This is a genomic window from Bacillus sp. NEAU-Y102 (assembly GCF_054788175.1).
In genome coordinates, this window is sequence record NZ_JBTWFK010000001.1 from 859,983 (window position 1) to 886,376 (window position 26,394).

Genomic DNA, 26,394 nt, shown 5'->3' on the forward strand with positions numbered 1-26,394 from the left:
TTCTATAAAGAACTCACTTCCACCAATTGTACCATAAAACGTACTATGTTACCTTTAATTCCCGAAGTAAATTCTAATTTTTGAGCCTTCTTTTACTTTAGCTCCCGCTTCTGGTGATTGCTTAATTACTTTCTCTCCATCTCCACTTATATCAAGCTGCAAATCGACGAGTTGTGTTTGTAAGTCTTTCTTTTTCATTCCAATTAAATTCGGAACTTCCACAGTTGGTGTATCGCCCCATTTATATTCTTTCTCAACTTGTTCTTTTCTCGGTTTCACTCCCATAACAGGAAGCGCATCTCGAAGGATATTCCCGACAATTGGAGCTGCTACCACTCCACCAAACTGTGTAACCCCTTTTGGATTATCAACAGCAACATACACAACAATCTCTGGATCATCCGCTGGAGCAAATCCGATAAAAGATACAATATAATTATTCTCTAAATATTTACCATCTTTCACCTTTTGAGCAGTACCCGTTTTTCCACCTACACGATATCCATCAATATAAGCTCCTTTACCAGAACCTTTCGCTACAACATTCTCTAATGCATAACGAACTTTTTCTGAAGTTTCCTTGGAAATAACTTTTCTTTTCTCAACAGGTGTCTTTTTACTAACAACTTGATTATTTTTCGGATCAATAAACTCCTTAGCTATATACGGCTGATACAATGTTCCACCATTTACAGCCGCCGCTACAGCTGCTACTTGTTGAATTGGTGTAACAGAAACCCCTTGGCCGAATGAAGTTGTTGCTTGCTCTACTGGACCAACTTTATCTAAATTAAATAAAATCCCACTGCCTTCACCTTGCAAGTCAATTCCAGTCTTCTGCCCAAAACCAAAATTACGAATGTATTTAAATAATCGGTCTTTACCAAGGCGATCACCAAGTTCAATAAATCCCGGGTTACATGAGTTTTGAACGACTTCTAAAAACGTTTGACTGCCATGACCTCCTGCTTTCCAGCATTTCAATCTAGCTCCACCGACTTCAGCTGCTCCATCATCATAAAACGTATCCTTCTCTAAGTCTACTAAATTTTCATTCAATGCTGCAGCTAATGTAATGATCTTAAATGTTGAACCAGGCTCATACGTACTCCACACAGGTAGATTTCTGTTATACACTTCTGGAGAGACACTTTGAAAATCCGCTGGATCAAAACTCGGCCGACTAGACATACCTAAAATTTCACCATTTTTAGGATTCATTGCAATCGCAATCATACCGTCTGGATTATAAGTTGACTCCGCAATATTCATTTCTCTTTCCATAATCCTTGTAATACGCGCATCGATTGTTAATCCTAAATTTAAACCAGCTTCTGGTTTTTTGAAATCATCACCAACATTAGGCATCCTTTGTCCTTTCGCATCTGCAAAAAAACGCACATGACCTTTGTCCCCATTTAGCTCCTTATCATAATATTTTTCTAGTCCCATAAGACCTTGGTTATCGCTACCTGCAAAACCTAATACATGTGATAAAAAATTCCCAAATGGGTAGTACCGGATAGAATCCTCTGCGATATACACGCCCTTCAAACTTAAGCCTCGTACCTCTTTCGCTTTGTCATGTGATATTTTCCTTCCGCCTTTATCTAACCTTACAATCGATTCTTTTTTTGTAATCCTCTTATAAATCTCATCTTTTTCCACACCTAATACTGCAGCTAACTCCTCTGCAGTCTCTGCTGGTTTTTCAATTTGCCTCGGTACAACAAAGACAGTTGGAGCACTTTTATTCGTGGCAAGTTCCACACCATTTCGGTCTAAAATTTTCCCACGTTCGGGTTCAAAAGTAATATTACGACTCCATGAATCTTTCGCACGATCCGTTAACATATTCCCAAGAAAAAATTGCACATATCCAAGACGAATATCGATAATAGTGAAGATAAGTATACCTGATATAAGTATAAAAATAAGTCGTTTTCTAACTGTTACATTTGATACACGCATATCGGAACAAGCCTCCCTTACGCCTAGCTTGTTCCAATATATGCTTGTACTTATTTAATTAGAACTTCTTCTCTTTTACCATTACGGCTTTTCTGCTTCTTGTTGTGGTTCGAGTGGCGGTACGAGTGTGACACCTAATTCTGTACCAGGTTGTAATAATGTTCCTTCCGCCACACTTTGTTCTGTTACGTATCCTGTACCAGAAGGCTTCAAGTTAAGCTGTAATGTCTTCGCTAAATTCATAACATCACGCAGTGCCCATCCTTGTATATTTGGCATTGTAGGCTTATCTCCTACCAAGAAGACTCGGTCGCCTTTCAATGTTTGTTCAGTCGCTTTTGGTACTTGTTGCTGTACTTTCCCTTCACCTAATACGATTGGACGAAGTTTTGCTTTATCAATTGCTTTCCCCGCTTCAGCCATCGTTTTACCAGTTACATCTGGAACAGTAGTTTGTTGCTCTTTCAGATGTTTTTTCGGATCTTTCACTTCATTTGGCTTAATCTTTAAATACTCTAAACTATTTTTTGTTACATATTTAAAAATATCAGCTAAAGGCTGTGCACCGTTCTCATCATCTTTTAATTTCGGCTGTTTTACAGCTACATACACAACAAGTTGTGGGTCGTCCATTGGTGCCATACCTAAGAATGAGAATATATAATTCTGTCTTCCTGTCATATAGCCGCCTTTTCCATCCGGAATTTGCGCTGTACCTGTTTTACCACCAACTGAATATCCATCAATTTTATAAGCTGTCCCTGTACCTTTCGGAGATGTAACAACACGTTCTAATAACTGTCTTACTTGCGCTGCTGTTTCCTTTGTAACAGGTTTTCCTACTTCTTCTGGCTTATGTTCTAATTTTACTTTCCCTGTTATCGGATCTACAATTTTATCAATTGCATAAGGTTTCATCATTTTCCCATCATTTGCAATAGCTGTTGCAGCTTGTACAAGCTGAATTGGTGTTACAGTGGAACCTTGTCCAAAAGCTGTTGTCACTTGTTGTATTTGCTGATCAAATAAAATTGTATTCGATCCTTCACCTGATAAATCAATGTTCGTTTTTTCATCTAATCCAAAACTATGAATATATTTTCGGAAACGTTCTGGACCAAGTTTTTGATCTCCTAAAATTGCAAACGCTACGTTTGAAGAACGTTCTACCCCTTCATCAAACGTGATAGAGCCCCAACCAGCACCGCCGTTATGATCTTTTATTTTCCTATTTCCGACTTGATATGTCCCGGACTGATAATAATCTTGCCCTTTGTACACACCTTCATTAATAGCTGCCGCTAACGTGAAAATTTTCATTGTTGATCCAGGTTCAAATGCATTGGCAATTGCGTCATTGAAGAAATATTTAATTTGACGATCATTAGGGTCATAACTAGGTTTAGTAGACGTCGCTAATATTTTTCCAGTTTTCGGATCTGCAACAATCCCTATTAAACTTTCTGGTTCATATTGCTTACTTGCTGCTTTCATCGCGTCTTCTAAATAACTTTGGACACGGTGATCAATTGTTAAATACGCGTTATCTCCATTTTTAGGTGCCTTTACATTAACTTTTCCACCATCAAGAGACACACCTTTACGGTCACCTGTATATGCTACTTCTCCGTTAGAAGCACTTAAATATTTATCCAAGCTTTTCTCTATGCCAAATTGACCTACCGAGGTTCCATTCTCATTTGGTTTTGCATGACCTATAACGTAAGATGCGAAATCACCGTTTGGATACACCCTTGCATTTTCTGTAATAAAAGATATTCCCGGCAACTTCAACGCTTCTATTTGTTCCTTCTTTTCTTTCGTCAAATCCTTACCTAATGTTCCAAATTCGACTTGACTTCTACCTTCCTTATTTAAAGAAGCTAAAATATCCTCTTCGCCTTTTCCAAGTACTCCTGCAATTTTCTTTGCAGTATCTTCTTTATTCTCAACAGAGTTAGCACCTTTTAGGGCGGCTACTATTTTATAAGAGTTTGCGTCTTGCGCTAACACATGACCGTTTTGATCATAAATGGTTCCTCTGTTCGCTTCAAGAACTCCTGTTTTACTATGCTTTTGTTTAGCAAGTGCATCTAAATCTTGATTATGAACTGTTCCTGTTGATTGTATGTAAAAAAATCGGGCTAATAACAGCAAAAAGAGCAGGAGGAAAAATATCATAAAATAACCTGCTCCCTTATTGGTATGAAATTTAGTCATATTCTTCTTCATCGTTCCTTCACACCTATTGCCTTATTTGAGGCCTTTCACATTATTCGCATTAATTTCTAGCCCGTGTTTTTTTGCAACTTCAGCGATTCGTTCATAGCGACTTAACTTCTCTACTTCAGCTTGTAATTCTTGATTTTCTTTTTGCTGCTGTACAATTTTTTCTTCTATCGTCGCTGCTTCTACATTAACTTGATAAAGGCCTGCTTTATTTCCAATAAACGCGACACAGGCATACAATAAAAAGCCAATAAACGCTACATACAACAGTTTTTCGATCCTTGTAATTTTCGCTTTAACTTTCGGCTTAACCATCTGCTGTGGGGGCGTTTGAATTTGCACCTCTTCTTGCGCTTGTTGTTTGTACTTTACAGCTAAATTAGTCATACCTCTCTCTCCCTTTTATCGTTTTTCAGCGATTCTCAACTTCGCAGAACGCGCACGATTATTTTCTTCTAGCTCTATATCAGAAGGTAAAATCGGTTTTCTTGTAATAAGCTTTAATTTCGGCTTAAATTCATCAGGAATAATCGGTAATCCTGGCGGCAATTGTGGCGTTGTACTATTTCGCTTAAACGTTGTTTTACAAATACGATCTTCTAATGAATGGAATGTTATAACACTAACCCTTCCACCTGGCTTAACCATCTCAATAGCAGATTCCAATGCTTCTTCAAATACTTTTAATTCATCATTTACAGCTATACGAATTGCCTGAAACACTCGCTTAGCAGGATGCCCACCAGTTCTACGAGCAGGAGCCGGAATACCTTCTTTAATTAGCTCTACTAATTCTCCTGTCGTTTCAATAGCTTTATTCTCACGATAAGCTTCAATTTTTCTTGCAATCTGTTTTGAAAATTTCTCTTCACCGTATTGGAAGAAAATCCTTACAAGTTGTTCATATGACCAACTATTTACAACATCATATGCTGTTAATGGGGCATCTTGATCCATCCGCATATCTAACGGTGCATCATGATGATAACTAAAGCCTCGCTCTGGTGTATCTAATTGTGGGGATGAAACACCTAAATCAAATAAAATACCGTCTACTTCTGTTATACCTATTTCCTGCAGTTTTTCAGCTAAATAGCGGAAATTACTCTTTACTGTTATAAACTGTTCACCGTATGAAGAGAACTTTTCTTTCGCGTTTTGAATCGCTATCTCATCTTGATCAAACGCTATTAATTTTCCACCTTCAGTTAATTGGGATAATAAATAAGAACTATGTCCTCCTCCCCCCAGTGTACAATCTACATATGTACCATCTGGCTTTATATCTAAGCCGTCTACTGTTTCCTTTAAAAGCACTGTTACGTGTTTAAACATTGTTGCACCTACTCTTTTTCCAATTAATTATGTTGAATGTATCCCTTCCTCTAAACACATCTTTCACGCTTAGAGAATGAAATAATACGAAAGAACGACTCATTTAACTTACCAATAAAGGCAACATACTATACAAATCGCTATTTTCTTTTATTATATACTAAATTTTATCATCTTTTGCGGGAATTTAAATAAAAAACTGTCGAAAAAGCGAATAATACGTTTACATTTTGTGCTATTTTGTCATATATTTAAGTATCCAAAACAATTACCATATCTATTTTTTCGATTGATAATTCAGAAAAAAATCACTTCACAGTAAATTCAACGGAATAAAAATAAAATCCTGCTCCAAGGAGCAAGATTTTATAGTTTTATAACATGATGTTTTCCGTCCCAAGAAAAAGGGTTTTCCATTACACGATCAACGAAATCCAAACCAAACTGATTTAAATAATAACATACATTCCACACACGTTCTTGCGGCGCACCTAATGGACGAAGTGCGAATTGTATACGGCGAAATTTATTTAGCTGAACCTCATACTTTTTCTCAACATTTCTTTTCAACATTCTTTCCAGCAGTTCAATTTGTTCATTAATTTTCAATTCGTTTTTCCCTGCAAACGCACTTAACCCCGGCTCTATTTTCTTTACAAATTGCTGTAAAGATGTATGAATATCGGCAATTTCTTTTTTCGCCTTTTCAAAATGATTATCAATCGGTTCCTCTATTTGATTAGACAACCAGTTTTCACGCAGTTTATCGACATCATTTAAAAACGGATCACTTTCTCTCAATTGCAGATCGAATAAATCTGTCGCTATACATCTCTCCACATAAGTAATTGTAAGACGAGGAACGACAGGTGGCATTTGAAAACCGACAGTATGGAATACTTGTTGTAATTCACTCCAATAAGCTAATTCCCCTGGACCTCCAATAAATGCGAGCGTAGGAAATACATACTCTTGCATAAGAGGACGTGTTACAACATTATTACTAAAACGTGCCGGATTTCTCTCCATCTCTTCAATCAACTCTTCGTATGAAAATGAATGCGCCCCATCCTTTCCAACAAACTTACCTTGATGCTCTTCAAGCAATACTCGTTCATTATCTATTTCCATAAATATATGCACTGCATGAGACTTCGTTTCAATAATCGGTTTGTATCCTAGTTCTTTAATTACTTCCTGCTGATTACGAAGGCCCTCTTGTACCTCTTTATACTTACTTATAATTCGCTTAAAAAATGGAATTTCTAACTTTCTTAATTCAGGATGATGTGAATCAACAAGGATTAAACCAGAATTAGCAAAGATTTTCGTAATAAGATGAGCAAAGAAATCTACATACGTATTCGATTTTTCCAAAGCATCATCAACAAATTTTAATACATCCTTTGTAAAATTTGTTTCTGGATATGTTTTAAAAATCTCTTCAATCCAATTTCTACAATCTTCAACAGAAAGTTCAGACTCAGAAGCACTCGCCTTTTTCGGATTACGATCATAAAAAATAGTTTTTTTCATCTTTTTATTTTTCGCTAAAAAAGTATGGTTAATCTCATCCATATCATGGTCTTCACCCGCAATCCAGAAGACAGGGACAACTTTCACCCCTAAACTTTCTTCTTTTTCCTTTGCAAGCTTTAAAATTGAAATAACTTTATGAATTGTATAAAGCGGTCCAGTTAATAACCCCGCTTGTTGTCCAGCTATTACAACATATGTATTTTCATCTCCAAGCGCTTTTACATTTTGAAGTGTAGATTCTCCCGCTTGTAATTTTGTATTATATTCTAATAAATGCGCTACTAAATCTTGGCGGAAAAACTCCCTTTCACGCAAATCATGTAAACGCTGTTTAAAAGCATCTTCTGTTAACATATAATCAAAACATGACTGTATCTCTTTTTTACCGTTCATATAGTCCGCTACAACACCTTGTTGCGGAACAGAGATTTCTTTTATCTCCATATAATTCTTCCTTTCGTATCCAGTTCTCTCACCAATCCACATTGTAGTCAATGTTTCACGTAAAAGCAAAGAATAACACTTATACTCTTGTTTCTAACCCTTTTATTGCATCGAACAAAAATTGAAGTGTCGGAACTGGTCGTTGCTGTTTCTTAGCCTCTTCTAATACATATCCAACAATCGCATTAATTTCCGTCTGTCTATTCGCTCTTACATCGGCTAGCATAGAGGATGTATTACGAGACGTTCCTTCACACACATTGCGTACCATTTGCCATACCATCTCTTTTTCTCCTCTAATAAGAAAGGCGACCTCCTGAAACACTTGCTCCATCATTTGATAAAAAAAACGATTCTTGATTAATTCACCATTCTTAACTCCCAATAACGCCGTCAACGGATTGATACATACATTTACCACTAATTTTTTATGCATAATCTCTTTCCAATCCGTTTCTATTTGAACTGGAAAATAAGAAACGGGAAAAGAATGGAATACACTTTCGAAATGTATAGATTGACCACAAACCACTCCAAATTTCGTTACCCCAACTCCAGTATGATGAACGATATGCCCTCCCTCTTTTTTCGCACCATGTTCTACAATACCAACAGCTATATTTTCACACCCTATGTTCAGCATCTTTTGAAGATGTGACATTCCGTTTTGCAAAAAGATTAATGATGCTGCCCCTTCCACAAACGGTAGTATGTCATCTATATGATATTGCTTCACAGCAATAAATATATAATCTAAATTTTGCGCTACCATACTTTCTATCGGTAAAACAGATGGATATACTGTTTCACATGTTCTATCTCTAATACAAGTTACACCTGTTTCATTTAACTCTTCAGCCTGCTTAGCTGTTCTTGTAAACAACGTAACATTTTGGTTACTTTTTTGTAAATAAAATGTATACAATAGACCAATAGCACCTGGTCCGACAATTCCAATTTTCATTTTCACACAAGGGATTCACATTAAGCACCCTTGCCGCCCCCCTTTTTTTATATCTTTTTAAAGTACATGAGCACGCCCTATAATTTCGTTGTCCTCTGCCAAACAAATACACTCTCATTTTTCACTACGTATATACTGCCTATTAATACACTTATACTCTTAGTTTAGCAAATCCTCAAAAAAATAATAAAAGAAATATACTATCTTCTTCATAAAAATAAAAAAATGAGTTATACTATTATTGTAAATATTTTTACTTTTCTGCATTCAACGAGATAAGAAAAGGATGTGATGTAATGGGATTCCCAAAAGTTGAGCGCTTGCTCATCAATTATAAAACGTTAGATGAATTTAAAAAATTTAAAGGGTGCGGAGCCCAAGAACTATCTATGCTGGAAGAATTGCAAGCAAACATTATTGAAAACGACAGTGAATCTCCATTTTACGGTATTTATTATGGCGGATCACTAATTGCACGTATGAGTCTATATATGAAAAGAAACGGCGGAGAACCATTCGAAATTACAGGTCCTTACCTAGAACTTTATAAACTTGAAGTATTACCAACTTTTCAAAAACAAGGATTCGGGCAAATGCTTGTAAATCATGCGAAACAAATGCAATTTCCTATTAAAACGATAGCGCGTATTCATTCATCTGGTTTTTGGGATAAATTAAGTTTCAACCCCGTATCAGTAACTGATGGAGATTTTTATATTTGGCATCCAGAAACAAATTTGAATGCGGTTACAAACGAAGAATCGGCTTAATAAATAAATAAAAAAAAACAGCTGTATAACAGCTGTTTTTTATTTCTTAAGCTTCTCTAACTTTTCATTCGAGCGAGCGTTGTTTCTTTCCACTACCATTACACTTCTTTTTTGATCGATATAATCAAGTAATGTTCTATACTCTTCCTCATATACTGATAATCGCTCCAGAAGGCGCTCTCTTTCTGTTTGTAATGATTCAACTTGTTGTTGCAACACCGTTAAAGAGTTTTCATCTTTATAATTTTGCAAGAAGTCAATAACATCATTCAACGTAATTGACGTAGGTTCTAACACCTTCGTCTCTTTCACTTCATAATTTTCTACTTTACGAAGTTGCTTTGCTTCCTCAATACGTTCTTTATATTGCTTTCTTACGTAAGAATTCCATCTAAATCCACATGCTGCTGGTGTACGTGATAAATTTTTTCCCACTTCCTTAAAGGCAGAAAGTTGTGTTCCACCTTCTCGAATATGCCGGAGTACTACTTCTGCCAGAAGCAAATCTTCATCATCAGTCCAAGCATCTTGTCTTGTTGTCGCCATCTCTCTAGTCCTCCCTATGCATTTTTTATTAAGCATATGCAGTTACTAGAAAAGATAGAATACAACAACTAAAGATTAAGACAAAAAAAATAAACGCAGAAGATATCTTCTGCGTTTATTTTCCCGCAATTACTTGCTGATTACTTCTTTACCTTTGTAAGTACCGCATGCTTTACATACACGGTGAGCTAATTTCGCTTCACCACAGCTTGGGCACTCTACCATACCAGGTACTGATAATTTGAAATGCGTACGACGCTTTCTTTTTACTGTTTTAGAAGTTCTTCTAAAAGGTACAGCCATTCTTCCCACCTCCTTAAAAGAAATAGTTATTTTCATATGAAGGCCTGAACCAGTCTTCCGATTATTTGTCAAAAAACTTTGCAAGTCCTGCCAATCTTGGATCAACAGTCTTTTCTTTGTCTTCTTCCGAAATCACTTGCCAGTCTTGACCTTGCGTCGGTGCTCCACCAGAAACATCATCACTGAAAATTTGCATTGGAATCTCCAAAAGTATATTTTCCTTGATTACGGGCAGTAAGTCAAGTACTTCTCCTTCTAAAGAATGAATTTCAGCTTCAGTTTCAAATTCTTCTTGTGAAGTTTGGAACACCTCAGTTGTTTTAATGTCAAATGGTAATGTCACATCTACTAAAGAGCGAGAACATGGTAAAACCATGCTTCCAGTTATATGTAGATGAAACGTAAACTTACCGGAGCCAAAATCAACTCTTCCCATTACATGCACAGGATTAATTTCACGAATATCTTTCTCGACCTCTTTTAGCTCACTTACATCTACCATCTCATCCAATGTCAATCCTTTATTTCTCAATTTATTCAATTGATGGATGGACCATTTCATATCATATCACCTCAAGGCAACAAACAAAATTATAGCTAGCCATTTTATATTTGTCAATGTTTTTTCTTTACACTATAATGAAGTCATCATAGTAAATAATATATAGAGTATCACGTTTTTCAAAAAGATGCTACATCGAAAGGAGAGATTACCATAAAAGCTGGTGGTATTGTTGTTGAATATAACCCTTTTCATAACGGTCATCTTTATCATGTGCAACAGACAAAAAAGTTAACACAATCCGATATAATAATTGCCGTTATGAGTGGTCCTTTTTTACAGCGTGGTGAGCCCGCACTCATTTCCAAATGGTATCGCACTAAAATGGCCTTAACAAACGGCGTAGACCTTGTTGTAGAGCTTCCATACGTCTTTGCAACACAAAAGGCTGAAACCTTCGCAAATGGTGCTATTTCCATTTTAAATGCCCTACGTGTTTCTGAAATTTGTTTCGGTAGTGAGGATGGACAAATCAAAAACTTTTATAATACCATCTCCGTACAAAAAAACGAAGAAGAGACTTTTAACTGCCTTGTAAAACAATTCATGGACGCTGGTAATAGTTATGCAAAAGCAACATCAGATGCTTTCTCACACATTTTAACATCCGAAAACAACATTGATATGTCACAACCAAATAATATTTTAGGCTTCCAATATATGAAAGCAATTCTGTCACAGAATAGTTCTATACAAGCTCAAACTATACAAAGATTTGCCTCTCATTATCATGATGAAACATTTAATGACCAATATATTGCAAGCGCGACAAGCATCCGAAAACAACTCTTTAGCGAAGAAGGATCATTTACAACAATTGAACCTTTTCTCCCACAGGCAACCACTTCGCTTTTAGCAAATTACAAACAAAACTACGGGATATTACATAATTGGGAACAATACTTTTCATTTTTTAAATATAAACTCATGACGATGTCTCCAGGGGACTTACGACATATATATGAAATAGAAGAAGGTTTAGAGCATCGTATTTTATCAAAAATACAAAACAGTTCCTCCTTCTATTCATTCATGGAAGCATTAAAAACAAAACGTTATACATGGACTAGATTACAAAGAGCTTGTACACACATTTTAACAAACACAACAAAAGAGGAAATACGTAGCGCAAATATAGAACAACACGCACCATATATCCGCCTGTTAGGCATGTCACAAAAAGGTCAAACTTATCTTTCAAAAAACAAGAAAAAAATCGAACTTCCAATCCTTACTCATACAAAAACATTTGACCATGCCGCTTTAGATATAGAGAAAAAAGCAAACTCTGTATATTTCTCCATCATGCAAGAACCGTTACGCACGCAACTATTAAAACAGGATATAACACACCATCCTATTCGCTATGATGAAACAACTACAAAATTCCTATAAAAAACCTCTCTATTTCAGAGAGGTTTTTCCCTTATCCATCTTTTCTAAATATGTTAACGCATCATCCAGCGTATCCACTGGTATAATTTTCATTTTTGTTTTAATATCCTTTGCAGTCTCAAGTGCATCTTTATAGTTCGATTTCTCCGCACCTTTTTCATTTGGCGCAAAGAACACTTCAGCCCCGGCATCGCTAGCAGCCACCACTTTTTGATTTATACCACCAATTGGGCCCACTTCTCCTTTTTCATTAATTGTACCTGTTCCAGCTATCTCATGTCCTTTTGTTAAGTCTTCTTCCACAAGTTGATTATATATTTCTAATGTAAACATTAAACCTGCGGATGGTCCACCAATTTCATGAGAATTAATTTTCACTTTCGGATCGACCACTAATTCTCTTTCCGTAACGATAGAAACACCTATACCGACACGTCCATTTCCATTAGGAATCGTCTTTACATTTAAATTTTCTTTCAATTGTTTTCCATTTCTCATGTACTCAATACTTACAGCATCGCTTTCTTTTTTCCCAGTCATATATTCAATAAATTGCTCCGTCTTTTCAAATGTTTTTCCGTCAACAGCTATAATAACATCACCAAGCTTAAGCTTTCCTTCTGACGGCATTCCTTTTGCCACACCAGCAACTAATACACCTTTATTTTCAAAAAAAACAGAGCGATTTGCACGTTTATATGCATTATAAATTGCGGCATTTTGTGAATCTTTCATCGCATAATTTTGGCGAAATTGATATTCTTCATCACTCTCACCTTTTTGCAATATTTCTTCCGCTTTCGAAATATGTGTATATTTATTAAACTGTGCCGCTATTAAATTCACCACATTTGCTGGCCCCATTGAAACCGTAACAAGCATAAAATCACCAGATTCTTTCGTTCCACCCTCAACTTGAACGTAAGGCTCTAATTTGGCAGCCATTCCTGGTTTTGTTACATAATACGGTAAACGTACGTAAACAAGTAACATCGCCAATATAACCCCTATTAAGATTGCATATATAAACCGAAAACGCTTAAACATTATGTTTCTCCTTCCACTGCTCAATTAATAAATAAATATTTGAAACATGTTTTTCCGCTTCTACTTCTCCAACTCGAATAATGTCTTCAATGTTCGTAAAAGCACGTGAACTAAATTGCTCTACAGCTGGTCGCATCATTAAATCCGATGCAATTTGCCGATTCATTACAAGCTCATGCTGCATAATTTCAATACTTTGCATGATTACGTCATAAATGGACGTAACATCTCCATTCACCTTAATTGGAGATACATCAACAGCGATAACAATATCGGCCCCTAACTCTTTCACAACCGATACTGGGATGCGATCAATAACTCCACCATCCACTAATAATCGTCCATCTATTTTTTCTGGTACAAACACTCCAGGAACAGATATGCTAGCCCTCACCGCATCTGCAACTGGCCCACTTGTAAAAACCACTTTTTCCCCCTTCAGTATGTCAGTAGCCACAACAGCCGTCGGGATATCTAACTCTTCTAAATTTTTATTATATGTAAACATTTTAATCATATCTTTGACACGTTTTCCAGCAATAAATCCCATTTTTGGTACCGTGAAATCTAAATAATACTTCCGCTTAAAAACAGATGCCAATTTATACAATCTTTCAACGTTACTACTTGCCGCATAAAACGTACCTATTAGCGCCCCCATACTACTTCCTGCAATCATATGAATAGGGATACCCGCTTCCCTTAAAACCTTTATTACACCAATATGAGCAAACCCTTTCGCTCCTCCAGACCCAAGCGCTAAACCAATCTTTGGTTCTTTCATTTTTCTCACCCTTTAATTTTTTTCATTCCTTTTTCATACTTATGGTCTAAATTCACTACGTATCCACGTATACTGAAATGAACGTTTTTTGGGACAAAGGGGGATTTACTTACATGTATGAAAAATGGAAAACCGCTTTCCTTACCATATCAACGCTATTTTTAACCTTTTCTCTTGTACTCCACCCCCAAGCCGCTTTGCAAGCTTCTATTCGCGGGTTAAATATATGGTGGGAAGTTGTATTCCCTTCACTACTACCGTTTTTCATCATTGCAGAACTTCTAATTAGTATCGGTGTTGTAAAATTTATTGGCGTTATATTAGAACCACTCATGCGCCCACTTTTTCGCGTTCCAGGGATAGGTGGATTTGTTTGGGCCATGGGAATGGCTTCTGGTTTCCCTGCAGGCGCCAAATTAAGCGCTAGACTACGAAAAAGCAATCTTTTAACTCAGATTGAAGCGGAGCGCCTCGTTTCTTTCACAAATTCTTCTAATCCACTTTTTATTTTCGGTGCTGTGTCTATCGGTTTTTTTAATAATCCGAAATTAGGAATTATATTAGCGGCTGCCCATTATTTCAGTAACTTTGCCGTCGGATTAATTATGCGTTTTTACGGACATAATATCGCTTACAAAAATAATACACACACTACAAAAAAACGCCGCTTTCAAAACCCTTTTTTAATTCTTCACGAGACGCGCTTACAAGAAAAAAGGCCAATCGGTAAATTACTTGGGGATGCTATCGTTTCTTCTATTCAAACATTACTTATGATTGGCGGATTTATTATTTTATTCTCTGTGTTAAATAAAATGATTACTGTATTCCACATTACAGCAGCTCTTTCTTTTATTATGCAACATATTTTATCATTCTTCCAACTAAGTACGGATTTTAGTATACCTATATTATCAGGTATTTTCGAAATGACACTCGGAAGCCAAATGATTAGTCAAATAAATGAAACACCGCTCTTACAACAAGCTATGGTAACAAGCTTCATTTTAGCATTTAGCGGTCTTTCTATTCAGGCACAAGTTGCTAGCATATTAGCTGAAACAGATATCCGATTTAAACCCTATTTTTTCGCACGAATTATTCAAAGTATTCTTGCCCCTATTTTTACATTTGTATTTTGGACACCATTTTATGAGAAAGTGAGTTCTTTCTCACCTATACCAAAAGATATTCCTGTATTTTTATCCAAGCATCCTTCTATACTACATGAAATTTGGACATCTTTTATACATTACGGACCAATTTTTACATTATTTTGTCTATACTTATATGTTATTTTATTATTTTTGCGCACGTATAAAGAAAAACCCCGTTCACTTTAACGGGGTTTGAAACTTTTCTTTTAAAGCACGCTCCACAATAGGAGGTACAAGATCTACTACACTTCCTCCATACCTCGCAACTTCTTTCACAATACTCGAGCTTAAAAATGAATATTGGTTGTTTGTCATAATAAAAAATGTTTCAATATTTTCATCTAATTTTCGATTCATAGAAGTAATTTGCATCTCATATTCAAAATCAGAAACTGCTCGTAAACCACGTAATATTGCATTTGCATTACGCATTTTTGCATACTCTACTAACAGCCCACTATGCGAATCTACTTTTACATTCGGGATATCCTTTGTCGCTTCTCGAATTAGTTCTAATCGCTCTTCAACTGAAAAGAATGGTTTTTTTGATGAATTGTTTAAAACGACTACGTACACCTCATCAAATACTTTTGCTCCCCTTTTAATAATATCCAGATGCCCAAGGGTAATTGGATCAAAACTTCCTGAAGAAATAGCTATACTTGTCATTCTGTCCCCTCACCTTCATACTTATAAATCGATATTGCAGTAATCCCATAATTCTCAGCTCGTACTTTCACAAGCCTGCCTATTGAATTAGGTAAAACCACATCATTACCATGCTCTGCCATAATTAATCCATCACTATGCAGCAATCCATGTTGATCCATTACACTAATTAAAGATACAATTTTTTGCTCTTTATATGGAGGATCTATTAATATAAGATCGAATGACATTTCACGTTTTATTAGCGCCTTTACTGCACGTTCCGCATCATTTCGATATACTTCAGCTTGTTCCTGTATTCTACAACTTTCTAAATTTTGATGAATTACTTTTATCGCTTTACTATCCCTATCAACAAAAATCGCTTTATCGATCCCTCTGCTCAAAGCCTCAATTCCAAGACCACCACTACCACCAAATAAATCAAGGGCAATACCACCATCAAAATAAGGACCTATCATATTAAAAATAGATTCTTTTACTTTATCTGTCGTTGGACGTGTTGTATTACCAGGAACCGCTTTAAGTGGGTGTCCTTTACATTTTCCTGAAACTACTCTCATCTGTTGTCACTACCTTTATTTCAATCTATCGAGCGATTATACAAAGCCATTCCCACTTCGGTAACCGTTAACAAATTACATTCACCTAAATATCGGAAAACTCACCATCAAATAACCGCTCATTATTTTTATGTATTCATCTCATCATTCACTAATATGAATCCAATATGTATATTAGTTCCACTTTATCTTTTTTATCCTATCACAAAATAAAAAAAAGAAAAATAAAAAGCCCAACATAAAATTTAATTTCATTATGTATATCTTCATTTAGATTGGACATAAATAATTATAACAACATCACCTTCGATGTTGTTGCCAACCGCGGAGAAGACTTACGTTTCCCCATAAGTTCTTCCTCCGGTTTCTCCTCTCCCTTTTCCTTCTTACTAGTACATGCTAGTATAAGAAGGGCCCTGCTATGCAGGGTTTTTTTTCTTTGTGTGCTTTTCATTTAAAAAGTGAAATGGTACAGTAAAAGAAAGAGGAGGAAAAAATATGATTCAACGCTTTATAGAACTCGGAGAAGGCTACTCTGATTTATATGAATTACTTGAAATTGCCAAAACAAATCAAGAACGTATAGCACATATGTTACAATTTGAAACGATAAAAAACGATAAAAAAGTGTGTTCGCTTGTTGTAATATTAAAACCAACTACTACTGGTGATTTCCAACCATTATACATATGTCGTGAAGGCATTCCTGTATTTGAAAATAAAAAAAGTAAACGTGTCATTTTATTTGAAGAAACGGCAGAGCAACTCGGAAAAAAAGTGGCTACTTTTACTATAAAGCCATCTACAACTTTCCCAGAAAAAGAACTATTTTTTAATCATTTAATTGGTATTTTACGAATGAACAATTTCATTCCTCCGATGAAATAACACTTTATTTCAATTAAAAAATCCCCCGCTAAACTTAGCAGGGGATTTTTTCTATTAGCTATAATCGTATTCTTTTGCTCGATCAGGACGGGAATTTTCAAATTCCGTTTTTAAATACGGGCGATACGACTGTTCTATCTTTTTCACAAAAGGAAGTTTGTTCAACTTATGCATCATATGCTCAATTTGTTCCATGTCACAATATACTACAGCATATTTTAATCGTTTTGATATGTAATGTATGTTACCATATTTCCTTAAAATCTTGGCATGTTTCAATGAATGTAAATAAACAATCATACTTTGTCGTTGCCCGAACATAATCTTCTCCATCTTCTCCTTTTAAAAACATATATTTTATATTCTATGAAAACCAATCAGAAATTTATAACATTACAGGACAAACTCTGTATACGTTTTCTTCCAACTTCTAAAAAACGGGGTACATCACCCCGTTTTTTTACAACCACAACCTCCGCCGGTACCACAACCTCCACCACAGCCACCAGCATCAAAGAATGGATTTCCTGTTGGCACTTTAATGGAAGAAGACACTTCCGAACCGATTGCTACACTAACTTCATCTAATAACTTCTGCAAAGCAGTTTCTGCTCTTTTAAAAGCTGCAACCTTATCATGTAAGTCCACAGAACGCTTTAATTCTCTCATTTTCATCGATACGGTAGTATAGTCAGGATGGTATTTTCCAAAACGCTGTACTTCCTCATACCGTTCTTTCATCGCTGTAAATTGCTGAATTAACGTCTGAAGTTCCATATCTTCATGTAAATCTCTATAATACTTACGATAATCTTCTGCTATATCTGAACAGATAATCGCTTTTGCAAGCTGCTCTGCCTTATCTAATATTAATACGCTTTCTAGCGTCGCTACAATCATGAGAGACACCTCCGAGTATCCATCATACCACATTTAGATTAGAACTACTAATTGAAGTGACTTACTCAAAAGAAAGATATAATGAAACTATTTTCACACTATATCCGTACACACTTATACATTAATATGTTCCGCTATATTATATTTAAGAACATCCCATTTCCCACTATTTTGTTTCACGTAACTAATACACGCATTTTTTAACGGTGTCTTAAATGTAATTTCATCTGGTTCAATGGCATGTAAAATCGCTTTTATCGCGTGTGAGTGAGCAACAATAATAATACGTTTGCCAAAATGAGTTGTTGCAACATCTTCTAAAGCAGCAAAGCAACGAGCTACAATCTCTTCATCTTGCTCCATACCTTCTACTTTACCCTCAGCAATCAACTCTCTAACAGCCGCAACTGGCTTCCCTGAAGCTTCTCCAAAATTCCGTTCAACAAATCGCTCATCTAATAAAATCGATTGTAATCCAGCCGCCTTTGCGATTTCACTAGCTGTTTCTTGCGCTCTAATTAATGGGCTACTTATAATGATATCCCACGTTTCTTCTTGTAAAGCAGCTGCACTTTGACTCGCTTGCTTCTTACCAACTTCATTAAGCGGAATATCTTCTCGCCCTTGAATAATTTCTTGAAAATTCCAATCAGTTTGTCCATGTCGTACTAAACAAATTTCCGTCATGCTGCAACTCCTTTTTAAATAATCAACCTCTATTGTAACAAAAGTTCTGCATGACGGACATATTTTTCACTTCCAATTAGGTTACATTTTGTTGCTTCATATACTGAAACATATCAATCATAATCGAAGCAACGGCCAATTGATTTTGAAACTTTTCCACTTTATCTGGTATTGTTTTTTTGAAATGTTGCATCGCCGCTAACTCAAAAGCCTCTTTTTCTTCAGGATTTCGTGTTAATTTTCTATACCAGTACGGTTGCTCTCTAATATAGCGAGATAAATCCTCATCAGCCTTTATAAACTCCATAATTTCTGCTCTCATCATCTTTCCCCCCTAATCCTTTTGAAAGAAAAACGGGTTATTTTCTGAAGTACTTTGTTCTTGTTGCGTACGGTTACCTTGAAATTGCTGAATAACTTGTTGCACGCTCCCAATAGCACTCGTCACATTGGCTAAATGGTTCTGCATTTGTTCCACGTCCAACTTTTTAAAAAAAGAAAGCATTTGCCCCATCACATCAGCAGTTTTTTCCTCTTCAGTTCGATTATCTTTTTCTTTTTTATTTTCTTTTACCGAAGAAAACGCAGGCGCTCCATCCGGTCTATAAGTTGCCCATATTGGATCTTCTTCACCAAGTAAGTACCATTCTTCATAAAATTGTTGCCAAGTTTTGTGACCATTTCTAACCTCATGAACCATTTTAGGGTGATGGTTTACAAATTCTTTAAACTGTTGAACCGATGGATGTAACGATCCTTTTGTTGTTGGCATAATCCTCACCTCTCCATGTATATCTACTATATAGTAAGAAAAAAAAGGCGCATGGTTCGCCTATTTTCAGACGATTCATGCACCTTTTTTTCTGCTATTTGCATACGGTCAGATTCCCACCTACAATTCAGTGAATACGAAGTAACTAATTAGGTGATATAACACCCCACCGCTTACAGTTTCGCTTTATTTTCGAATAAAGTTTTGTGTATAAAATTTATCGTATACACCAACACCTAATCCTGTAAATTGTTCATTTAATAAATTCTTTCTATGCCCCTCACTATTTAACCAACCTTGCACTGCCGCAATTCCATCACTATGTTGCGCCGCTATGTTCTCACCAGCAAGTTGAAATCCTACTTTCCCGCGTTGCAAACGATCTCCTAGCGTACCTAATGTAGGTGAGTCATGAGAAAAATAATTATTGTCTTTCATATCTTTACTGTGACCAACAGCAACATCTGCTGTTTCCTGATCCCATGTTAATAATGATAATTTATGACGACTTCGAATGATATTTGTTAAATCAAAAATTTGTTGCATATTCCCATTTTCTACTTGTTTTATTTTTTCTGGAGTCAATGGTTGTTCTGCTATTAATTCACCTGAATAAACGAGCTGATACGGTCTTTGGCGTAATAATGTTTCATCATCCATATAACGAACACCCACAAGCTCATGTGTAAATTGATCAAAATACAATTGCGCCCATCCATCTTCTACAGGTATTAACGGTTGTTCCATGACTTCGGTATCAGATAGTTCAAATTGATAACTATTTTTCCCTCTTTTTAACGCAATTTCATGCGAAGGCGGACTTTTTTTATATACTTCTTCATATTTTTCATTTATATAATAAGGTGGAACCTTAACTTGTTCACCAGCAGCATACGCCGTTACAACTTTACGTTCAGAAACTCCAAATTGAGCATACTGAGTTAAATCCTGATTGTATACCCACCATTCATATCCGTATGCAGACGGCTCTATTCGAGAGGGTTCTCCCCACTTCGCCAATAAATTTTCAGAGTCTTCACCAATCATATTTAAAACAGTGTCTGAGGAGTCTTCCTTAATTTGCTTTTTCTTTTTCACAATTTTATTTTCTTGCTTTGATTGAGATGGGGTTAATATATATTGTGAAACGAGTAATTTTCCGTATAAATCAACAGCTAAAATTAAAAATGTAATCATTACGATACGCAATAATTTCTTCAAACGATATACCTCCTGAACAAAACATAAAATTGAGATATACACAAATCCTTTTCTTTCTTTTTGTGTGTACCGTACTCTTTTCACTATATCATATTTTCGTGAAAAAAGTCTGGATTATCCCTTTTCTCTCAATATGAATTGCACTTTCTCATTATTCATACTATTATAAAAATAATGGTGTAACATTAAAAAAGGAGGTATTATATGCAATTTACAAATACGAAATTTAATGGAGCCGTCGTTGAATTAACTCTTTTAACTGAAATCATGGAAAACAACCACTTCGTACTTGCTGGACAGTGGGATTATGAACGGGTTACATACGATTATAAATTTGAAATATTAAAGGATATTTATTATTTACGAGTGCAAGGAGTTGCTGTTGAAGGTGACATCGGCAGTAGACACGCTGAAGTAAAACTACTCCCCCCCTTATTAGGAAAACATTATTATCCTCACGGCGTTGAATATGGTGATGATGAGACTTTCCCAACGAACGTACTTCAAAAAAGCGAACAACTCCTACAAAATGTCGAAAAAGAGTTAAAAGAATTTCAAATTATTGATTAACAAAAACAAGCGCATCATATTGATGCGCTTGTTTTATTTCCCTTCCCTAAGAATGAATCGTTTTTTTTACTGGATATCCATAAATAGATCCATCTTTTACTTTAATCTCATCTTCCCAAGGAACCTTATATTTACCTTCAGCTAAATCTTTTACAAACGTATATGGATTTTCTTTCACCCCACCAGGAGTTGCTACATAACCTCTTGAACCTAAATTATATATATTATTTTCTAATCCCCACCCTAATCTAGCCTGATCTGCTAGTTCTGGATATACTTCTGCAGTAACAATCTCCCAAGGATTTCGATATCCCTGGACTAAAGTAGTCCCATCAAAATTACATACTTGTCCCTCACCAAAGTAATAAAATACACCATCATAACCCGCTAAGTTTACCGACAATGTATACATTAAATTTTGCCATGCATTTGAACGATTAGTTAGCATCCATTGTTCACTAACTTGTGTGCTATATCCAGAAATACGAATCAAGACATTTGCCCCTTTATAGGCCGCTTCACGAGCTACTTCAGGGAACATGCCATCATGACAAATACAAACAGCTAATTTACTTCCTCCAGGTCCAACACAAACAGGTAAGCCTAAATCTCCAGCTTTCCAAGGCTCGACTGGTACCCAAGGATTTAGCTTACGATACTTCAAAATCATTTCACCTTGTGGATCAATAATAACTGCTGTATTATATGGCTCTCCACCACCAGGATTTTTTTCCATTATCGAAAAAACACCATATACTTTAGATTCTTTACATGCCTCAGCAAATAAGTCGGTTTCTGGCCCAGGCACTGTACATAAAAATTCTTCTGTGGTCCATTTTTTTGTATTGAGCCCTTGTGTGCTATATTCAGGAAATACTATTAATTCTAATCCAGGATAACCTGATTTGGTCGAATGAATTGTTTTTATGATTTGTTGAATTTGTTTATCAATGTCTGCACGTGACTCTACTACTGGTACTGGATATTGAATTAGTGCTGTCAAAAAACCACTAATCGGCTTTACCATACTTCCACTACTACCCATTTAAATTCCCCCTTAAAATAGTTCATGTTTATTAAAGATAACAATATATATTTGTAACTCTCTAAAAAACTTGCACTACATATGGAATTATTACGCATGAAAGCTAGTAGTAAATTTTATATCCACTTTTAGTACACGCCTACACTAACTTAACATAAAAAGTCAGAAAATTCAACCTTATTAAAAAGAGCTAAAACTAAAAAGAAAAAGCGCATGGAATCCCATACACTTTTTCACTTAGTCTGTAAATACGGCGGCAATTGTTGCAACTGCTCCTTATCCTTTTCACGTTCTCTACGTGCCCACCTAAAGAATACATAGCCTATAATTGTACCGTACACTATTTCCTGGACAATTTTCATTATGATACCACCAGTTTGCTGGTCTTGTACAACTGGCATCCAGTGCAAAAATTCTGGTCCCGTTATATTTAAATCTGATAAAGTGCCCGCTGGTACACATAGTTCCATCGCTTTCATCCAAGCAGCCGGATCCGTATACGTTGCAAATAACGGGGCTGTCGCAAAAATTATTAACGCACAAGCAGGCGTTAATAATATACCGTTAGCAAACATATAACCAAGTTTCTTTATATCACTTAACGTTTGATATTCTGGTAATGGATTTAACATCGGCCACCACATCATAATTGCTGTAAAAAACAATATAGCTAAACAAATAGGATGAGCTATTTGACTTTGTTTTACTGTATCAAAAACAACTGGTAAATGATAAAAAGAAAACAGGCCGTTAAATACAAACAACGCAATAAGCGGTTTAGCAAATACCTTTAATATAATTTGAACGAACTTAAAAGAAGTAATGTAACGATATAACCAAATCGGTATACCAAGCAACAGTAACGGTGGAACTGCAATATACATGACTGCCATTTCAAACATATGAGCACTAAATATAATATGGCCAATTAAATCAATAGGCCCTCCCTTTACAAAATACAAAAGAACAATACCAGTCGTAAAATAAAAAATTTGCTTCTTACTTACCTTCGCCGCATTTTCAAATCGCATTCTATATGGACCAATAATTAAGAAGTACCCAATAAGAATCGACAGCATAAATATTAAAAAGATTGGACTCCATAAAGCCTGAAAACCAAATATCCACAAGTTACTCATTTTCACACCTACCTTCGTAAGGTTATCCATAATATGAAGAGGGAGCTGTGACAACACAAGCTCCCTTATTTTTCACTTTTCAAATCCAGACGATTGTCATAAATGCTAAAATTGTAATTAACCCTATTAGCAGACCAGAGTATAGAAAGAAACTTGCTGCTTCATGTCCTTTATGACTCATATGCATAAAATAATACAATTGAAAAATTACTTGTACCACTGCTAATAGTAAAATAAATGGAACAGAGAAAGTCGGACTAAAAGTTTTTGGATACGCCACTGCTACAAATGCAACTAATGTTAAAAAAATCATTAATGCAAACGTAATAACTTGATGCTTCATTTCCTCCGCACTTTTTCTCTTCCGATAAACAAGATCAACTTTAGGATTATTCGTTTGCTTTATCGCCATTGTTTATCCCACCATTCCCATTAAATATACTACAGTGAAAATAAACACCCAAACTACGTCAATAAAGTGCCAATAAATCGATGCAACATAAAACTTTGGTGCATTGTATAAATTTAGACCTCTCTTCGCATTTCTAAAGATTAATGTTAAAATCCAACATAACCCAAACAATACGTGGAGTCCATGTGTACCAACAAGAGCATAAAACGCAGAGCCAAACGCACTACTTCTCATAGTATGCTTAAATTCATGTGTATAATGATAAAACTCATATATCTCAAACCCTAAAAACCCTAAACCTAGCAATACAGTTACTAGTAACCAAAGTTGCATTTTCTTAAAGTTAAAGTTTTTCATGTGATACATCGCATATACACTCGTTAAGCTACTCGTTAATAAAAGCATCGTCATAATGAAAACGAGTGGCATTTGGAACATCTCTTGAGATGTTGGTCCACCATTTGTAGAATTCTTTAACGCTAAATATGTGCCAAATAAGGAAGCGAACAATACTGTTTCGCCTCCAAGAAATAACCAAAAACCGACAAACTTATTTTTCCCTTCAAGGGTTGCTTTTTCAGGCTCTGCTGGAAATGTTTCATTCGTTAATTTTTCATCTACATGCATTATGCCTTGCCCCCCTTATCATCTAAATCTTCTTTATGAATATGATATCCATGATCATCGATTACTGAACGTAGGAACATTGCGCCAAATGTAATGATTAAACCAATAATTGCTACCAATAACCAGAACTTATCTTTTCCACCCTGCATATACATTGCACCAAATGCCGCTATAAACAATCCAAAAGAAATGACAAATGGTGAAAACGAAGGATTTGGCATATGAATATCACCAACTGGTTCCGCTGCTGTCATCTCTTTATTACCTTCACGTTTTTCAATCCAAAACGGATCTAATCCGCGAACAAATGGTAATTGTTTAAAGTTATATTCTGGTGTCGGTGCTGGCATTGTCCATTCTAATGTACGTGCATCCCACGGATCACGACCAGCTTTTTCTTTTGATACTGTCGTTTTAATTACATTGAATAGAAGAACAATAGTCCCAAGAGCCATAAACACCGCTCCAATAGAACTAATCATATTCCCCATTTCCAACCCTTGCCCTTCAAGATATGTGTAGTAACGGCGTGGCATACCAATCAAGCCAAGGAAATGCTGAATAAAGAACGTTAAATGGAAACCAATAAAGAATAGCCAAAACGTTATCTTTCCTAATGTTTCATTTAATACTTTATTAAACATCAGTGGCCAATAATAATGAGCTCCTGCAAGTAAACCAAATACAACACCGCCAACGATTACATAATGAAAATGTGCTACTACGAAATAGTTATCATGAAATTGATAATCAGCTGGTGCAGATGCTAGCATAACCCCTGTAACTCCACCCATTACGAATGATGGAATGAAAGCTACTGCCCACATCATTGGTGTCGTAAAACGAATACTTCCGCCCCACATTGTAAAGAGCCAGTTGAATATTTTGATACCAGTCGGAACCGCAATCGCCATTGTTGCAACTGAGAAAATAGCATTAGCAACTGGACCAAGTCCAACAGTAAACATATGATGGGCCCATACCATAAATCCTAAAAATCCAATTAATACAGTCGCAAACACCATCGATGAATAACCAAACAATCGTTTTTTCGAAAATGTCGCGAATATTTCTGAGAATATTCCGAAAGCTGGGAGTATAAGAATGTATACTTCTGGATGACCGAAAATCCAGAATAAATGCTCCCATATAATTGTATTCCCGCCCAATGCTGGATTAAAGAAACTTGTTCCAAATAAACGATCTAACATTAAAAGTCCTAATCCTACAGTTAACGGTGGAAAAGCGAATAATATAAGCGAAGATGTTACAAATGTCGTCCATGTAAACATCGGCATACGCATATACGTCATTCCTGGCGCACGCATATTAATAATGGTTACAAGGAAGTTAATACCTCCAATTAATGTACCAATACCTGAGATTTGCAAACCGAGTACATAGAAATCAACACCATGACCCTTAGAGGCTAAAGCTAAAGATGCATAAGATGTCCATCCTGCATCAGGTGCTCCACCTAAAAACCAACTTAAATTTAAAAATACTCCACCAAAGAAAAATAACCAAAATCCGAGTGAATTCAAAAACGGGAACGCTACATCACGTGCACCAATTTGAAGTGGTACAGCGGCGTTCATAAATGCAAACACGAGTGGCATAGCTGCGAGGAAAATCATTGTTGTACCGTGCATCGTCAATACTTGATTATAAGCATCCCCAACAAGAAAAGCGTTGTTAGGAATCGCTAATTGAAGGCGAATAAATAGAGCTTCTATTCCGCCTATTACAAAAAACAATCCACCTGCAATTAAATAGAGAATGGCAATCTTTTTATGGTCTACTGTCGTTAAATAATCCCATATGACAGCACCCATCCCCTGTTTTTTTGCTACAG

The 26,394-nt window shown here is 35.9% G+C and carries 29 protein-coding genes; 5 read left to right on the forward strand and 24 right to left on the reverse strand.

Annotated elements, in window-relative coordinates:
* Positions 1-54: 54 nt before the first annotated feature.
* The 6 genes from ACYFX0_RS04130 to panE form a co-directional block, all read right to left on the reverse strand.
* Positions 55-1,971 carry a stage V sporulation protein D gene (locus ACYFX0_RS04130; RefSeq protein ID WP_001266221.1) on the reverse strand — a complete coding sequence of 639 codons (1,917 nt, stop codon included), beginning with the start codon at positions 1,969-1,971 and terminating at the stop codon, positions 55-57.
* An 81-nt stretch (positions 1,972-2,052) separates the two neighbouring features.
* On the reverse strand, positions 2,053-4,203 hold the full coding sequence (locus ACYFX0_RS04135) for a penicillin-binding protein (protein WP_000739962.1): 2,151 nt from the start codon (positions 4,201-4,203) through the stop codon (positions 2,053-2,055).
* A 21-nt stretch (positions 4,204-4,224) separates the two neighbouring features.
* Positions 4,225-4,587 carry a cell division protein FtsL gene (gene ftsL, locus ACYFX0_RS04140; RefSeq protein WP_000182806.1) on the reverse strand — a complete coding sequence of 121 codons (363 nt, stop codon included), beginning with the start codon at positions 4,585-4,587 and terminating at the stop codon, positions 4,225-4,227.
* 15 nt (positions 4,588-4,602) lie between these two features.
* Positions 4,603-5,535, reverse strand: a complete 933-nt coding sequence (gene rsmH / locus ACYFX0_RS04145) for a 16S rRNA (cytosine(1402)-N(4))-methyltransferase RsmH (RefSeq protein ID WP_000472508.1) — start codon at positions 5,533-5,535, stop codon at positions 4,603-4,605.
* A 366-nt stretch (positions 5,536-5,901) separates the two neighbouring features.
* A complete protein-coding gene (bshC, locus tag ACYFX0_RS04150) occupies positions 5,902-7,518 on the reverse strand; it encodes a bacillithiol biosynthesis cysteine-adding enzyme BshC (RefSeq protein WP_106081591.1) in 1,617 nt (538 codons plus the stop codon).
* A 79-nt stretch (positions 7,519-7,597) separates the two neighbouring features.
* Entirely contained in the window at positions 7,598-8,482 is an 885-nt protein-coding gene (gene panE / locus ACYFX0_RS04155) for a 2-dehydropantoate 2-reductase (protein WP_033794172.1), read from the reverse strand.
* A gap of 296 nt (positions 8,483-8,778) precedes the next feature.
* On the opposite strand from panE, the gene ACYFX0_RS04160 reads away from it, so the two are divergent.
* On the forward strand, positions 8,779-9,252 hold the full coding sequence (locus ACYFX0_RS04160) for an N-acetyltransferase (RefSeq protein WP_000506698.1): 474 nt from the start codon (positions 8,779-8,781) through the stop codon (positions 9,250-9,252).
* 39 nt (positions 9,253-9,291) lie between these two features.
* On the opposite strand, the gene ACYFX0_RS04165 is transcribed toward ACYFX0_RS04160, so the two are convergent.
* From ACYFX0_RS04165 to ACYFX0_RS04175, 3 genes are all read right to left on the reverse strand, one after another.
* A complete protein-coding gene (locus tag ACYFX0_RS04165) occupies positions 9,292-9,798 on the reverse strand; it encodes an RsfA family transcriptional regulator (protein WP_000246470.1) in 507 nt (168 codons plus the stop codon).
* A 129-nt stretch (positions 9,799-9,927) separates the two neighbouring features.
* Positions 9,928-10,101 (reverse strand): 50S ribosomal protein L32, encoded by a 174-nt coding sequence (rpmF, locus tag ACYFX0_RS04170; protein ID WP_001984764.1) that lies wholly within the window; start codon positions 10,099-10,101, stop codon positions 9,928-9,930.
* A gap of 61 nt (positions 10,102-10,162) precedes the next feature.
* A complete protein-coding gene (locus ACYFX0_RS04175) occupies positions 10,163-10,663 on the reverse strand; it encodes a YceD family protein (protein WP_000872137.1) in 501 nt (166 codons plus the stop codon).
* A 213-nt stretch (positions 10,664-10,876) separates the two neighbouring features.
* Between ACYFX0_RS04175 and ACYFX0_RS04180 the strand changes: the two genes are divergently transcribed.
* Positions 10,877-12,058, forward strand: coding sequence for a nucleotidyltransferase (locus ACYFX0_RS04180; protein WP_002082263.1), 1,182 nt, complete (start codon positions 10,877-10,879; stop codon positions 12,056-12,058).
* A 9-nt stretch (positions 12,059-12,067) separates the two neighbouring features.
* On the opposite strand, the gene ACYFX0_RS04185 is transcribed toward ACYFX0_RS04180, so the two are convergent.
* Complete coding sequence (locus tag ACYFX0_RS04185) at positions 12,068-13,105, reverse strand: SepM family pheromone-processing serine protease (RefSeq protein ID WP_000476293.1); 1,038 nt, start codon at positions 13,103-13,105, stop codon at positions 12,068-12,070.
* Entirely contained in the window at positions 13,098-13,889 is a 792-nt protein-coding gene (locus ACYFX0_RS04190) for a patatin-like phospholipase family protein (RefSeq protein WP_000662590.1), read from the reverse strand. Before ACYFX0_RS04190 ends, ACYFX0_RS04185 begins: the two co-directional genes overlap by 8 nt.
* Positions 13,890-14,002: 113 nt before the next feature.
* Between ACYFX0_RS04190 and ylbJ the strand changes: the two genes are divergently transcribed.
* Positions 14,003-15,232, forward strand: a complete 1,230-nt coding sequence (ylbJ, locus tag ACYFX0_RS04195) for a sporulation integral membrane protein YlbJ (RefSeq protein WP_016098920.1) — start codon at positions 14,003-14,005, stop codon at positions 15,230-15,232.
* Here the strand turns inward: ylbJ and coaD are convergent.
* A complete protein-coding gene (gene coaD, locus ACYFX0_RS04200) occupies positions 15,224-15,715 on the reverse strand; it encodes a pantetheine-phosphate adenylyltransferase (RefSeq protein ID WP_000200601.1) in 492 nt (163 codons plus the stop codon). The genes ylbJ and coaD overlap by 9 nt on opposite strands.
* Positions 15,712-16,278, reverse strand: coding sequence for a 16S rRNA (guanine(966)-N(2))-methyltransferase RsmD (rsmD, locus tag ACYFX0_RS04205; protein WP_001266977.1), 567 nt, complete (start codon positions 16,276-16,278; stop codon positions 15,712-15,714). Before rsmD ends, coaD begins: the two co-directional genes overlap by 4 nt.
* Before the next feature lie 498 nt (positions 16,279-16,776).
* On the opposite strand from rsmD, the gene ACYFX0_RS04210 reads away from it, so the two are divergent.
* Positions 16,777-17,166 (forward strand): DUF7147 family protein, encoded by a 390-nt coding sequence (locus ACYFX0_RS04210; protein WP_016098922.1) that lies wholly within the window; start codon positions 16,777-16,779, stop codon positions 17,164-17,166.
* A 54-nt stretch (positions 17,167-17,220) separates the two neighbouring features.
* On the opposite strand, the gene ACYFX0_RS04215 is transcribed toward ACYFX0_RS04210, so the two are convergent.
* From ACYFX0_RS04215 to ACYFX0_RS04240, 6 genes are all read right to left on the reverse strand, one after another.
* Positions 17,221-17,487, reverse strand: coding sequence for a YlbG family protein (locus tag ACYFX0_RS04215; RefSeq protein WP_002082261.1), 267 nt, complete (start codon positions 17,485-17,487; stop codon positions 17,221-17,223).
* Between the two features lie 126 nt (positions 17,488-17,613).
* Positions 17,614-18,066, reverse strand: a complete 453-nt coding sequence (locus tag ACYFX0_RS04220) for a YlbF/YmcA family competence regulator (protein WP_106081590.1) — start codon at positions 18,064-18,066, stop codon at positions 17,614-17,616.
* 114 nt (positions 18,067-18,180) lie between these two features.
* Positions 18,181-18,753, reverse strand: a complete 573-nt coding sequence (locus ACYFX0_RS04225; protein ID WP_000134948.1) for a histidine phosphatase family protein — start codon at positions 18,751-18,753, stop codon at positions 18,181-18,183.
* A gap of 76 nt (positions 18,754-18,829) precedes the next feature.
* Entirely contained in the window at positions 18,830-19,075 is a 246-nt protein-coding gene (locus ACYFX0_RS04230; protein ID WP_098199025.1) for a YlbE-like family protein, read from the reverse strand.
* Between the two features lie 12 nt (positions 19,076-19,087).
* A complete protein-coding gene (locus ACYFX0_RS04235; protein WP_086397969.1) occupies positions 19,088-19,525 on the reverse strand; it encodes a YlbD family protein in 438 nt (145 codons plus the stop codon).
* A gap of 186 nt (positions 19,526-19,711) precedes the next feature.
* Positions 19,712-20,746, reverse strand: coding sequence for a CAP domain-containing protein (locus tag ACYFX0_RS04240; protein ID WP_000735371.1), 1,035 nt, complete (start codon positions 20,744-20,746; stop codon positions 19,712-19,714).
* A 204-nt stretch (positions 20,747-20,950) separates the two neighbouring features.
* Here ACYFX0_RS04240 and ACYFX0_RS04245 point away from each other — a divergent pair, with 204 nt between their 5' ends.
* Positions 20,951-21,316: a YugN family protein gene (locus tag ACYFX0_RS04245; RefSeq protein WP_001160944.1), complete on the forward strand. Its 366-nt coding sequence runs from the start codon at positions 20,951-20,953 to the stop codon at positions 21,314-21,316.
* 46 nt (positions 21,317-21,362) lie between these two features.
* On the opposite strand, the gene ACYFX0_RS04250 is transcribed toward ACYFX0_RS04245, so the two are convergent.
* From ACYFX0_RS04250 to ctaD, 5 genes are all read right to left on the reverse strand, one after another.
* Positions 21,363-22,361 (reverse strand): formamidase, encoded by a 999-nt coding sequence (locus ACYFX0_RS04250; protein ID WP_098829301.1) that lies wholly within the window; start codon positions 22,359-22,361, stop codon positions 21,363-21,365.
* Positions 22,362-22,594: 233 nt separating this feature from the next.
* Positions 22,595-23,500 (reverse strand): cytochrome c oxidase assembly factor CtaG, encoded by a 906-nt coding sequence (gene ctaG / locus ACYFX0_RS04255; protein WP_106081631.1) that lies wholly within the window; start codon positions 23,498-23,500, stop codon positions 22,595-22,597.
* A gap of 79 nt (positions 23,501-23,579) precedes the next feature.
* Positions 23,580-23,912, reverse strand: a complete 333-nt coding sequence (ctaF, locus tag ACYFX0_RS04260) for a cytochrome c oxidase subunit IVB (protein ID WP_000985703.1) — start codon at positions 23,910-23,912, stop codon at positions 23,580-23,582.
* Between the two features lie 3 nt (positions 23,913-23,915).
* Complete coding sequence (gene ctaE / locus ACYFX0_RS04265) at positions 23,916-24,539, reverse strand: cytochrome c oxidase subunit III (protein WP_000557861.1); 624 nt, start codon at positions 24,537-24,539, stop codon at positions 23,916-23,918.
* On the reverse strand, positions 24,539-26,374 hold the full coding sequence (ctaD, locus tag ACYFX0_RS04270) for a cytochrome c oxidase subunit I (RefSeq protein WP_153577875.1): 1,836 nt from the start codon (positions 26,372-26,374) through the stop codon (positions 24,539-24,541). Before ctaD ends, ctaE begins: the two co-directional genes overlap by 1 nt.
* Positions 26,375-26,394 lie beyond the last annotated feature (20 nt).